The organism is Pandoraea aquatica (assembly GCF_902459565.1).
Lineage (GTDB): Bacteria > Pseudomonadota > Gammaproteobacteria > Burkholderiales > Burkholderiaceae > Pandoraea > Pandoraea aquatica.
The window spans coordinates 95,348-107,712 of the sequence record NZ_CABPSN010000005.1; the positions used below are offsets into that span (position 1 = coordinate 95,348).

The 12,365-nt window shown below is 64.4% G+C and carries 8 protein-coding genes and 1 riboswitch; of the genes, 7 read left to right on the forward strand and 1 reads right to left on the reverse strand.

Going from position 1 to position 12,365, the window contains the following annotated elements; all coding sequences use genetic code 11:
* Positions 1-2: 2 nt before the first annotated feature.
* The 6 genes from xdhB to PAQ31011_RS17525 all read left to right on the forward strand — a co-directional run bounded on the left by xdhB (position 3) and on the right by PAQ31011_RS17525 (position 8,702).
* A complete protein-coding gene (gene xdhB / locus PAQ31011_RS17500) occupies positions 3-2,342 on the forward strand; it encodes a xanthine dehydrogenase molybdopterin binding subunit (protein WP_150577027.1) in 2,340 nt (779 codons plus the stop codon).
* Positions 2,342-3,421: a xanthine dehydrogenase accessory protein XdhC gene (gene xdhC / locus PAQ31011_RS17505; RefSeq protein ID WP_150577028.1), complete on the forward strand. Its 1,080-nt coding sequence runs from the start codon at positions 2,342-2,344 to the stop codon at positions 3,419-3,421. Before xdhB ends, xdhC begins: the two co-directional genes overlap by 1 nt.
* A gap of 100 nt (positions 3,422-3,521) precedes the next feature.
* On the forward strand, positions 3,522-4,562 hold the full coding sequence (locus PAQ31011_RS17510) for an adenosine deaminase (RefSeq protein ID WP_150577029.1): 1,041 nt from the start codon (positions 3,522-3,524) through the stop codon (positions 4,560-4,562).
* 250 nt (positions 4,563-4,812) lie between these two features.
* Positions 4,813-6,258, forward strand: coding sequence for an NCS2 family permease (locus PAQ31011_RS17515; RefSeq protein ID WP_246179638.1), 1,446 nt, complete (start codon positions 4,813-4,815; stop codon positions 6,256-6,258).
* 19 nt (positions 6,259-6,277) lie between these two features.
* Complete coding sequence (gene guaD / locus PAQ31011_RS17520; RefSeq protein WP_150577030.1) at positions 6,278-7,615, forward strand: guanine deaminase; 1,338 nt, start codon at positions 6,278-6,280, stop codon at positions 7,613-7,615.
* 331 nt (positions 7,616-7,946) lie between these two features.
* Positions 7,947-8,131, forward strand: a riboswitch (yybP-ykoY riboswitch).
* A gap of 13 nt (positions 8,132-8,144) precedes the next feature.
* Positions 8,145-8,702, forward strand: a complete 558-nt coding sequence (locus tag PAQ31011_RS17525; protein WP_246179639.1) for a TMEM165/GDT1 family protein — start codon at positions 8,145-8,147, stop codon at positions 8,700-8,702.
* Between the two features lie 73 nt (positions 8,703-8,775).
* Here the strand turns inward: PAQ31011_RS17525 and PAQ31011_RS17530 are convergent, their stop codons facing one another.
* Positions 8,776-9,384, reverse strand: coding sequence for a DUF4136 domain-containing protein (locus tag PAQ31011_RS17530; RefSeq protein ID WP_150577032.1), 609 nt, complete (start codon positions 9,382-9,384; stop codon positions 8,776-8,778).
* Between the two features lie 234 nt (positions 9,385-9,618).
* On the opposite strand from PAQ31011_RS17530, the gene pepN reads away from it, so the two are divergent.
* Positions 9,619-12,330, forward strand: a complete 2,712-nt coding sequence (gene pepN, locus PAQ31011_RS17535; RefSeq protein WP_150577033.1) for an aminopeptidase N — start codon at positions 9,619-9,621, stop codon at positions 12,328-12,330.
* Positions 12,331-12,365 lie beyond the last annotated feature (35 nt).

Sequence of the window (12,365 nt, forward strand, 5' to 3'; positions counted from 1 at the left end):
CCATGAACACGCAAGTCGAAGGCTTCATGACGCAGACCGTACAGACCGCTGCGCAGGTTGGCCGCTCGCGTCCGCATGAGTCGGCCGAGCTTCACGTCGCAGGCGAAGCCACTTACACCGACGACATCCCCGAGCTGCAAGGCACGCTGCACTGCGCGCTCGGCCCGTCGCCCAAGGCGCACGCCCGCATTCTCTCGCTCGATCTCGACGCCGTGCGCCGCGCACCGGGCGTCATCGCCGTGCTCACCGCCGCCGACATTCCCGGCGTGAACGACTGCGGCCCGGTCATCCACGACGATCCGATCCTCGCGGACGGTGTCGTCCAGTACATCGGCCAGCCGATGTTCGCCGTGGTCGCCGAATCGCATGACGCTGCCCGTCGCGCCGCGCGTCTGGCCAAGGGCGAATACGAAGACCTGCCCGCCATCCTCACGCCACAGGCCGCCAAGGCCGCTGGCGCGGGTGTGCTGCCGCCGATGCAACTGCGTCGCGGCGACGCCGACGCCGCCCTGCAAGCCTCGCCCAACCGCATCAGCGGCACGTTCGAATGCAACGGGCAGGAGCAGTTCTATCTCGAAGGGCAGATCTCGTACGCCATCCCCAAGGAAAACGACGGCATCCACATCTACTGCTCGACGCAGCACCCGAGCGAGATGCAGGCGCTCGTGTCCCACGCACTGGGCTGGCATAGCCATCAGGTGCATGTCGAGTGCCGACGCATGGGCGGCGGCTTCGGCGGCAAGGAATCGCAATCGGGCCTGTTCGCGTGCGTGGCCGCGCTGTGCGCCTCGCGTCTGAAGCGCCCCGTCAAGCTGCGTCTGGATCGTGACGACGACTTCATGATGACGGGCAAGCGTCATGGCTTCTACTTCGAGTACGACGTCGGCTTCGACGACGACGGCCGCATCACCGGCGCGAAGGTCGACATGACGCTGCGCGCAGGCTTCTCGGCCGACTTGTCCGGCCCGGTCGCCACGCGCGCCATCTGCCACTTCGACAACGCCTACTTCGTGCCGGACGCCGATCTGCGCGCCCTGTGCGGCAAAACGAACACGCAGTCGAACACGGCCTTCCGTGGCTTCGGCGGCCCGCAGGGCGCACTCATCATGGAAGTGGTGCAGGACGCCATCGCGCGACGTCTGGGCAAAGACGCCCTCGACGTGCGCCGCGTGAACTTCTACGGCAAGACCGAGCGCAACACCACGCCGTACGGCCAACTCGTCAAGGACAACATCATCCACGAGCTGGTCGCCGAGCTGGAACAGACGAGCGACTATCGCGCGCGTCGCGACGCCGTGCAGGCGTTCAACCGCACGAGTCCGGTGTTGCGTAAGGGCCTCGCGCTCACCCCGCTCAAGTTCGGCATCTCGTTCAACGTGCAGGCCTTCAATCAGGCCGGTGCGCTGGTGCACGTCTACCGTGACGGCTCGATGCTCGTGAACCACGGCGGCACCGAAATGGGTCAGGGCCTGAACACCAAGGTTGCGCAGGTTGTCGCGCACGAACTGGGCGTCGACCTCTCGCACGTGCGCGTGACGGCAACCGACACGACCAAGGTCGCGAACACGTCGGCCACCGCCGCCTCGACCGGTGCGGACCTGAACGGCAAGGCCGCGCAGAACGCTGCGTGGCAGATTCGTCAGCGTCTGGCGGAATTCGCGGCACAGAAGTACGGCTGCGCCGCCGACGAAGTGACGTTCGCCAACGATGTCGTGAGTGCAAACGGGAATCACATCCCCTTCCCCGATCTCGTGGAAGCCGCCTACTGGGCGCGCGTGCAACTCTGGTCGGACGGCTTCTATGCCACGCCGGGCCTGTCGTGGGACGCCAAGACGATGAACGGCAACCCGTTCTTCTACTTCGCGTACGGCGCGGCAGTCTCGGAAGTCATTCTCGACACGCTCACCGGCGAGTGGCGTCTGCTGCGCGCCGACGTGCTGCACGACGCCGGCAAGTCGATCAACCCGGCGCTCGACATCGGACAGGTCGAAGGCGCGTTCATTCAGGGCATGGGCTGGCTGACGACGGAAGAGCTTTGGTGGAACAAGGACGGCAAGCTCATGACGCACGCCCCCTCCACGTACAAGATCCCCGGCATCAGCGATTGCCCGACGGACTTCCGCGTGAACCTGTTCGACAACGCCAACGTGATGGACTCGATCCATCGCTCCAAGGCGGTCGGCGAACCGCCGCTGCTGCTGCCGTTCTCGGTCTTCAATGCGTTGCGCGACGCCGTGGCCAGCGTGAACGACTATCGCGACGAACCGGTGCTGAACGCCCCGGCCACGTCCGAAGCGCTGCTCATGGCGATCACCGAGTTGCGCACGCGGAGCGCCGCCTGATGCATCGCTGGGTCGACGCCGCCCACAAACTGCTCGTACGCGGTGAAGCCGCCGTATTGGTGACGATCGCGCGCGTGGAGGGGTCCGCGCCGCGCGAGGCGGGCACCCATCTGCTCGTCACGCGCGAGCACGTGTGGGAGACGATCGGCGGCGGCCATCTCGAATGGCGGGCGATGGACGTCGCCCGTCAGTTGCTGCGTCAGTACGGGCAGCAAGGCGCACGTCACGTCGAGCGCTTCGCCCTCGGCCCGAGCCTCGGGCAGTGCTGCGGCGGTGCCGTCACCCTCGCTTTCGAAGTGCTCACGCTGGCCGACCTGGCCTGGGTGAGCGCGCTGCACAAGCGTCTCGCAGCAGGCGAAGCCAGCCTGCGCAGCGTAGCCTTCGGCGCGCCCGGCGCAGACGCCGCCGCGAGTCAGCATCAGGGCGGCCCGGTCATGCTGACCGAACTCGACGCCGACGAACCCCTCGCCCACCCGCATACCCTCACCCGCGACGCCGACGACGCCGCTTGTTCCTTCTGGCAAGGCAGCGACGGCTGGCTGTGGCTGAGCGAGCGCCTTGCGCCGAGCGACTTTCACATCGTGCTGTTCGGTGCGGGGCACGTCGGACAGGCCATCGTGCAAGTGCTCGCCACGCTGCCGTGCCGCGTCACGTGGGCCGACGAGCGCACCGAAACGTTCCCAGAGACGGTGCCACCGAACACCGTCGTCGAATCCACGGATACGCCCGAGGCCGTCGTCACCGAAGCGCCGCCGGGCGCGTTCTTCCTCGTCATGACGCACAACCATGCGCTCGACCAGCGTCTGTGCGAGGAAATCTTCAAACGTGACGATTTCGCCTATTTCGGGCTGATTGGGTCGATGACCAAGCGCCGTCAGTTCGAACATCGTCTGCGCGACCGGGGCGTGCCACCCGAGCGCTTCGAGCAGATGATCTGCCCCATCGGCGTGGCGGGCATCTCCGGCAAAGCGCCCGCGACGATTGCGATTGCCGTGACAGCGCAGCTGTTGCGCGTGCGTGAGCAACAGATGCGGCTGAGCGCACCCGCTGGCGTGCAGGTTAGCGGCGTCCCTGCCTGATGCATGGCCCCGGCGTCCGGGATACCGGATCGATCGCCCACGTGACCGGCAAACGCTTGCGACGGTAAAATCCCGCCCATCCCCCCAACAAGACATCTCCATGCCACTCACGCCAGAACTCGCCAAGACCCTTTGCGCCATGCCCAAAGCGGAGCTGCATGTGCATATCGAGGGCACGCTGGAGCCCGAGCTGATCTTCCGGCTTGCCGAGCGGAATCAGGTCAAGCTGCCGTATCCGAGCGTCGAAGCCCTGCGTGACGCCTACGCCTTCACCGATCTCCAGTCCTTTCTGGACATCTACTACGCCGGCGCGAGCGTGCTGCTCACCGAAGACGACTTCTACGACATGACGCGTGCCTACATGGAACGCGCCGTCGCCGACAACATCCGTCACACGGAAATCTTCTTCGACCCGCAGACGCATACGTCGCGCGGCGTGTCGATGGCCACCGTCGTGAACGGCATCGAGCGCGCGTTGGCCGAAGCCGAGACGCAGCACGGCATCACCAGCCGCATGATTCTGTGCTTCCTGCGCCATCTGCCCGAAGAGGACGCCCTGCAGACGCTGGAAACGGCACTGCCGTATTTCAACAGCCACGGGCACCGTCTCGTAGGCGTGGGACTCGATTCGTCGGAACAAGGCCACCCGCCCAACAAGTTCGCGCGTGTCTTCGAGCGCTGCCGTGCGCTTGGCCTGCGCATCGTGGCGCACGCTGGCGAGGAAGGCCCGCCCGCTTACATTCACGAAGCACTGGACATGCTGCACGTAGAGCGCGTCGATCATGGCGTGCGCGCCATTGAAGACGAAGCGCTGCTCGATCGCCTGGCCCGCGAGAAGATCGCGCTGACGGTGTGCCCGCTCTCGAACGTGCGTCTCAAAGTGTTCGATCACATGGGACAGCACACGCTGCATCAACTGCTCAAACGCGGGCTGGCCGTGACGATCAACTCGGACGATCCCGCGTACTTCGGCGGCTATCTCAACGAGAACTTCCTCGCCACGTTCGACGCGCTCGACATGACGCTCGACGACGCTTACACGATGGCCGCGAACAGCTTCGAGGCGTCGTTCATCGACGACAGCGAGAAGCAGCGTCTGGTCGGCGAACTGGAGCGATTCCGCGCCGCGCAGACGGTCTGATCGCCCGTTAGCTTCGCCGAACGTCAAATGCCCGAATCATTCGGGCGTTTTTTATGCCTGCGCGGCGCAAATCCGCGTGTGTGTGCGTCGCCACATTACCTCCCGATGATGTGGAACATTCCCCATAAGGAATATTTTCAACGGGACCCGATGCTATTTTTCGAGCGTGCCCTGATACACGTCGCGAGGTGCCCCCACACCGCGCAATACCGGGCGCTCATCACATAGAACATATCGGAGACAACACCCCATGGACTCATCGCTCAGCCCCCCGGCGAGTAATGTAGCGCTGGACGCAGCCCCGGCTGCACCGGACGCGGCACACGACCACACGCGCGTGGCGGGCGCGCAACCGACGTCGACACTCGACCGCTATTTCGGTATCACCGCGCTCGGCTCCACGTTCCGCACCGAAGTGATAGCGGGTATCACGACTTTCCTCGCGGCGATGTACATCATCGTCGTGAACCCGGCCATTCTGTCGAAGACGGGGATGGCCTTTCCTGCCGCACTCACCGCTACCGTGCTCATCAGCTTCTTCGGCAGCTGTGCGATGGGTCTCTACGCGCGCAATCCGGTGCTGGTGGCACCGGGCATGGGTCTGAACGCCCTGTTTGCCTTCACGATGGTGCACGGCGTGGGCATGCCCTGGCAGACGGCGCTGGGCTGCGTGTTCTGGTCCGGCATTCTGTTCGCACTGCTCGCCGCGCTCAACGTGCGACGCTTCGTCGTCGAAGCGATTCCCGCGAACCTGCGCTACGCGATCTCGTGCGGCATCGGCCTGTTCATCACGGTGATCGGGCTGGTCAATGCAAAGCTCGTGGTGAGCGACCCGGTCACGGTCGTGCGCCTCGCGCACTTGTCGCCGCCGACCGTCACGTTCCTCATCGGCCTCGCGCTTACGACCGTGCTCGTCGCCCGTCGCGTGAATGGCGCGCTGATGATCGGCATCGTCGTCACCACCCTCATGGCGGTGCCCATCGGCCGCCTCTGGGGCGACGGCAGCGGCTACTTCCCCAAGGAAATCGCGACGGCCACGCTGGTGAACTTCCAGGGTTTCTTCGCTGCGCCGGACTTCTCGGGCATCGGTCAGCTCGACTTGCTGGGCGCGCTGAAAGTGGCGTACATGCCCTTCATCTTCGTGATGCTCTTCACGGCGTTCTTTGATACCCTCTCGACCTTCATGAGCATTGCCGAAGCCGGCAATATGAAGGATCGCGACGGCAATCCGCGCAATATGCGTCAGGCGATGATCGTCGACTCGTTCTCGGTGCTGATCTCCGGCCCGCTCGGCACGAGCCCGGCGAACGCCTACATCGAATCGGCTGCGGGCATCGCTCAGGGCGGACGCACGGGCCTGACGGCTGTTGTCTGTGCGCTGCTGTTCCTGCCGTTCCTGTTCCTGTCGCCGATGCTCTCACTCGTGCCGGCCATCGCCACGGCCCCGGCGCTGATTCTCGTCGGTGTGTTTATGATGGAATCTGTCGCGCGCATCGAATGGCATCGGATGGACGAAGCCATCCCGAGTTTCATCGCGCTCGTGATGATTCCGATTTCGTATTCGATTACCGACGGCATCGCCTACAGTTTCCTCGCCTTCGTCGTCCTCAAGCTGTTCACGGGACGCATCAAGGAAATCAAGCCTGCGATGTGGATCGTCGCCGCGCTCGCGGTGCTGCTGCTCACGCAAATGTAACGACATAAGGACCCTGCTAATGTCCACCACAAACACGACGACGCAGGCCTTGCGCGCCGTCCGCGCGCAACTGGTCTACTTCACGCACGATCCGGCGCGCGCCTATCTCGACGGCACGCCGGGCACCGTCCACCACACGGACGGGATCGTCGCATTCGAGAACGGCCGCATCACGGCCGTGGGCGACTACGCCAAGGTCGCGCCGACGCTGCCCGCCGGCACGCCCATCGAGGATCTGCGCGACAAGGTCATCACGCCGGGCTTCATCGACACGCACATCCACTATCCGCAAACGGACATGATCGCGTCGCCCGCGCCGGGACTGCTGCCCTGGCTCGAGAAGTACACGTTCCCGACCGAGCGACGTTTCGAGAATCCGGAATATGCGGCAGATGTGGCGCAATTCTTCCTCGACGAACTGCTGCGCGGCGGCACCACGAGTGCGCTGGTGTACTGCACGGTGCACCCCGGCTCGGCCGACGCGTTCTTCAAGGAAAGCGATTCGCGCAACCTGCGCATGATCGCGGGCAAAGTGATGATGGACCGCAACTGCCCCGAGTTCCTGCGCGACACGGCCGAGACCGGCGCACGCGACAGCGAAGCGCTGATTCAGCGCTGGCACAACAAGGGGCGTCAGTTGTACGCGCTCACGCCGCGCTTTGCGCCGACGTCGACCGAAGCGCAGTTGGGCGTGTGCGGTGAACTGGCCGAGCAGTATCAGGACGTGTTCATCCAGAGCCACGTCGCCGAGAACACCGACGAAGTCGAATGGGTGCGCTCGCTGTTCCCGGGACATCGCAGCTATCTCGACGTCTACGATCACTACAAGCTGCTGCGCAAGCGCGCCGTGTACGGGCATTGCATCTGGCTCGACGAGCATGATCGCCGCCGTATGTTCGAGACGGGAACGGTGGCTGCGCATTGCCCGACGTCCAACCAGTTCCTCGGCAGCGGCCTGTTCGATTTCGCCGCCGCCGAAGCCACACGTATGCCGGTCACGCTCGCGACCGACGTAGGCGGCGGTTCCACGTTCTCGATGTTGCAAACGATGAACGAAGCGCACAAGGTCGCGCGCCTGTCGGGGTATCACCTCTCGGCCGAACGCATGTTCTACCTCGCGACCGAGGGCGCGGCGCACGCGCTGGATCTGCACGGCACCATCGGCACGCTCGCCGTGGGCGCCGAGGCCGACTTCGTGGTGCTCGACCCGAAGGCGACGCCGTTGCTCGCGCGTCGTACGGCGCTGGCCGAGTCGCTGGAGGAGTTGCTGTTCGCATTCGCCATGCTCGGCGACGATCGCGCGATTGCCACGACGTATGCCGCTGGCAAGCCGGTCCATCGCCGCGTGGCCGCTTGATGGAATGACGGCCTGATGCACTGATCGCAGTCGTTGCACCGATCCGGTCTGTTGGCGCGTGCCACGGACCTGATGTCTTACGCGAGGGAGCGGGTGTCATCGCTCTGGCGGCGCACGCGCCCTCGCGGTCGCCGACCGTGCGCAAGGGGCAAACGGTCGGGGATCTCCTTGGGCAGCCATCGGCTGCCCTTTTTTGCATTTAGCAGCCGTCGGCCGTCCTTTTTTGCATTCAGCAGCCGTCGGCCGTCCCTTTTTTGCTTAACGCAGCCGGTTACCGCACTGTCACGCAAACGTCGCTTGCGCGATGGCTCTGCGCCAATGCTATAATCCGCCTCGATTCATTGGGGAGTAGCCGCCCTGTCATAGACATCAGTCTTCGGCAGGGGCGTACGTCAACAGACTTGGCCGATTCCGGCTATGGCGTGCGCAGCCCTCGGGCCTGGCGAGACCGATGACGATGCTTCCGCCACCCGGGCCGGGACGCATTGTCATTGGCTCGCATGTACACGGCCCGGCGGAGAAAAATAAGGTGTCCCCATTCCTCGTATCGACCGGTGTGGTCGCGCTTGCCGAAATCGGCGATAAAACCCAGTTGTTGTCCCTTGTGCTCGCTGCGCGCTTCAAGAAGCCCGTACCGATCATTCTCGGCATTTTCGTCGCCACGCTGATCAACCATGCCTTTGCCGGTGCCGTGGGCGAATGGCTCTCGACGGCGATCAGCCCGGCCATCATGAAATGGGCCGTCGTGGCCTCCTTCATCGGCATGGCGATCTGGATTCTCGTCCCTGACAAGCTCGACGACGAAGAAGCGAACACGCGTCGCAAGTTCGGCGTATTCCTCTCGACCGTCGTCACGTTCTTCATCGCCGAAATGGGCGACAAGACTCAGATCGCAACGGTCATGCTCGCCGCGCGCTATCAGGACTTCTTCGGCGTGGTGGCCGGGACGACGCTCGGCATGATGCTTGCGAACGTGCCTGCCGTGCTCGTCGGCCACAAGTTCTCGGGACGCTTGCCGACCCGCGCCGTGCACGCCGTAGCGGCCGTGATTTTCCTCGTACTCGGCGTCATCACGCTGATGCAGTAAGCACTTCTGCAAACAAAAAAAGACCGGCCTGGGATCGGCCGGTCTTTCTTCATCCATCACATCCGTCAGAACGTCACTGTCCGACTTTCTGCTGGACGTTGACGGTTTGTCCGCTCGGGAACGGTAGCTGCTTGAGCGCCGCATCGATCAGGAACGGCATGGCGGAGGCCATCGACGTGCCGGCATCGCTCGTCTCGGCCTGCACGCGATACACCTCCTTGCCCGTCGGACGGTCCGTGAAGCGCAGTTGCAAGCCCGCAAGGCCATAGGGGTAATCGCGCTGGATGTACGCCGGCGGCGCGCCGTACGGATACCCGTACCAGCCCCACGGACGGCCCCACGGTCCCCACGGACCGGGCGCGAACATCGGGTCGTAGGCCGGTTCCGTCACGCGCATCACTTGCTGGGTAATGCCGTAGGACATGCCGATCAGATAGTGCGCACTCGAAGGGCTTTGCTCACTGAAACCGTCACCTGCCAGGCGATTACGCAGCCACTGCTCGTACGTCGCATGTTCCTGATTGTTCTGCTGCTCGGCGGTGCGCGTGAGCGCATACGTGCGCGGCCCCTCGAAGCCCGGCGAAGTGCCGAACGCCGTGACCTGGCTGGTCACTGTGCTGGCGCATCCGGCCAGCAACACGCTGGCGACGGCCAACGTCGCCATTCCCCATCGTTTCCACATGATTCAGTACTCCCGATTCCGAAACCCGCTGTAGACGCCTCGGTGCCGCTGCGTCCGATCAGCCTCGTGGGTCGTTATGTTGCGACGATTTAAGCATAGGACGGCCTCTCGCGCACATCCGAATCGTTTGACGGTTGCGTTGAACGAAAATTCAGCAAATTCGCGGCTTGGACACGAAGCGTGCGCCACTCCGTTACAATTTGTGAATCCTTGGCCGTCCGCACATTACCGTCCATGCTCAGAACCGACCTCGCAGGTGTCATCCAACGTTCCGACTATACGCCCCCGGCGTATCTGATCGACACCGTCCAACTCGACTTCGACCTCGCCGCCGACGTGACCACCGTCACCAGCCGATTGCGCATCCACCGTAACCCGGCTGGCCCCGGCGGCGACCTCGAACTGGTGGGCCAGGGCCTGCAACTGGTCAGCCTCGAAATCGACGGCAAGCCGTGGTCCGGCTACCGCACCGGCGAAGAAACGCTGACCGTCGTTGCACCGCCCGAAACGTTCGAGCTCACGCTGGTCACCCGCTGTCGTCCGCAAGAGAACACGTCGCTCATGGGGCTATACGTCTCCGGCGGCAACTTCTTCACGCAATGCGAAGCCGAAGGCTTCCGCAAGATCACCTACTTCCTCGACCGTCCGGATGTGATGGCGACGTACACCGTGACGCTGCGCGCCGACCGCGAAGCGTATCCGGTGCTGCTCGCCAACGGCAATCTGATCGACAAGGGCGATCTGCCGGACGGACGTCATTTCGCCGTCTGGGACGACCCGTTCAAGAAGCCGAGCTATCTGTTCGCACTCGTCGCGGGCCGTCTGGTTTGCCGGGAGGAACGCATCACGGCCGGCGACGGCCGCGAAAAGCTGCTGCAGGTCTGGGTCCAGCCGCAGGATCTGGAGAAGACCGAACACGCCATGCATTCGCTCATCAACTCGATCCGCTGGGACGAGGAGCGCTTCGGCCGCGTGCTCGATCTCGATCGCTTCATGATCGTCGCCGTGAGCGACTTCAACATGGGCGCGATGGAGAACAAGGGCCTGAACATCTTCAACACGAAGTACGTGCTGGCCGACGCCGCCACCGCGACGGACGACGACTTCGGCAACATCGAAGCGGTCGTGGGCCACGAATACTTCCACAACTGGACCGGCAATCGCGTGACCTGCCGCGACTGGTTCCAGTTGAGCCTCAAGGAAGGCCTGACCGTGTTCCGCGATCAGGAATTCTCCGCCGACATGATGGGCTCCGAGTCGGGCCGCGCGGTCAAGCGCATCGACGACGTACGCGTGCTGCGTCAGGCGCAGTTCCCGGAGGACGCCGGTCCGATGGCGCACCCGGTACGCCCCGAGAGCTACGTCGAGATCAACAACTTCTACACGGTCACCGTCTACGAGAAAGGCGCCGAAGTCGTGCGCATGTATCAGACGTTGCTCGGCCGTGACGGCTTCCGTCGCGGCATGGATCTGTACTTCGAGCGTCACGACGGTCAGGCCGTCACGTGCGACGACTTCCGCGCCGCGATGGCCGACGCCAACGGCCGCGACCTCACGCAGTTCGGTCGCTGGTACAGCCAGGCCGGCACGCCGCGAGTGACGGTCGATGCCGTCTACGACGAAGCCGCCCGCACCTACACCCTCACGCTCACGCAGCGCTGCCCGAAGGTCGGCGTCGAGTTGCAGGACGAGACGCTCGTCAAGCAGCCGTTCCACATTCCGTTCGCCGTGGGTCTGCTCGATCGCGACGGCCGCGACATGGTGCTGCGCCTCGCCGGTGAAGCCGCCGATGCACCGGCGTCCACCACGCGCGTGCTCGACTTCACGCAGGAGCGTCAAAGCTTTACGTTCATCGACGTCGCCCACACACCGATGCCCTCGCTGCTGCGCGGCTTCTCGGCTCCGGTGATCGTCGAACACGAGTACACCATCGACGAACTTGCGTTCCTGATGGCGCACGACAGCGATCCGTTCAACCGGTGGGAAGCCGGGCAGCGTCTGGCGACGCGTCAGTTGCTCGCCCTCGTCGAATCGATTCAGATGGGCCAGTTGCCGAGCGTGGACAGCTACGTGCTCGAAGCCTTCCGCCAGGTGCTTCGCGACGAAACGCTCGACCCGGCGTTCCGCGCGCAAGCCCTCACGCTGCCGGCCGAGTCGTATCTCGGCGAGCAGATGACGGAGATCGATCCGGCCGCCATTCACGCCGCGCGTCAGTATCTGCGTCAACGTCTGGCCGCGTCGCTGCACACGGAATGGCTTGCCGCGTATCACAACCATCGCGTGCCGGGCCCGTATCAGCCCGATGCCGCGTCGGCTGGCGAGCGTGCACTGAAGAACCTCGCCCTGTCGTATCTGATGGAACTGTCGGACGCCGGTGTGGCGCAAACCGCACGCACGCAATACGACACGGCCGACAACATGACCGACCGCTTCTCCGCGCTCACCGCGCTGGTGCAACGCGGCGGTGCGGCCCGTGAAGGCGACGCTGCGCACGGCCCGAACCATGCGGCCGAAGCGCTCGTGGACTTCTATCAGCGCTTTGAGAACGAGCCGCTCGCCATCGACAAGTGGTTTGCCCTCCAGGCGATGCAACGCGGCGACGGTAGCCACTGCGTGATCGATGCGGTGCGTGCGCTCATGGGGCATCCGGCCTTCACGCTGAAGAACCCGAACCGCGCCCGCTCGCTGATCTTCAGCTTCTGTAGCGGCAACCCGGCGCAGTTCCACGCCACCGACGGTTCGGGCTATCAGTTCTGGGCCGAGCAGGTGCTGGCGCTCGATGCGCTCAACCCGCAAGTCGCCGCACGACTTGCCCGCGTGCTCGACCGCTGGCGCAAATACACGCCGGCGCTGCGCGAGCGCATGCGTGACGCCTTGCAGCGGGTGGCGCAGCATCAGGCACTGTCGAAGGACGTGCGTGAGATCGTTGAGAAGGCGCTTGCCTGATCGATGACGATGCCATGCGGCCGTCGACCACCGAC

Bases quoted from the DNA above. Each gene is read 5' to 3' on its own strand.
- PAQ31011_RS17530 (WP_150577032.1), bottom strand. From the start codon at position 9,384: ATGTGGAAACGATGGGGAATGGCGACGTTGGCCGTCGCCAGCGTGTTG.
- pepN (WP_150577033.1), top strand. From the start codon at position 9,619: ATGCTCAGAACCGACCTCGCAGGTGTCATCCAACGTTCCGACTATACG.
- xdhC (WP_150577028.1), top strand. From the start codon at position 2,342: ATGCATCGCTGGGTCGACGCCGCCCACAAACTGCTCGTACGCGGTGAA.
- PAQ31011_RS17510 (WP_150577029.1), top strand. From the start codon at position 3,522: ATGCCACTCACGCCAGAACTCGCCAAGACCCTTTGCGCCATGCCCAAA.
- xdhB (WP_150577027.1), top strand. From the start codon at position 3: ATGAACACGCAAGTCGAAGGCTTCATGACGCAGACCGTACAGACCGCT.
- PAQ31011_RS17515 (WP_246179638.1), top strand. From the start codon at position 4,813: ATGGACTCATCGCTCAGCCCCCCGGCGAGTAATGTAGCGCTGGACGCA.
- guaD (WP_150577030.1), top strand. From the start codon at position 6,278: ATGTCCACCACAAACACGACGACGCAGGCCTTGCGCGCCGTCCGCGCG.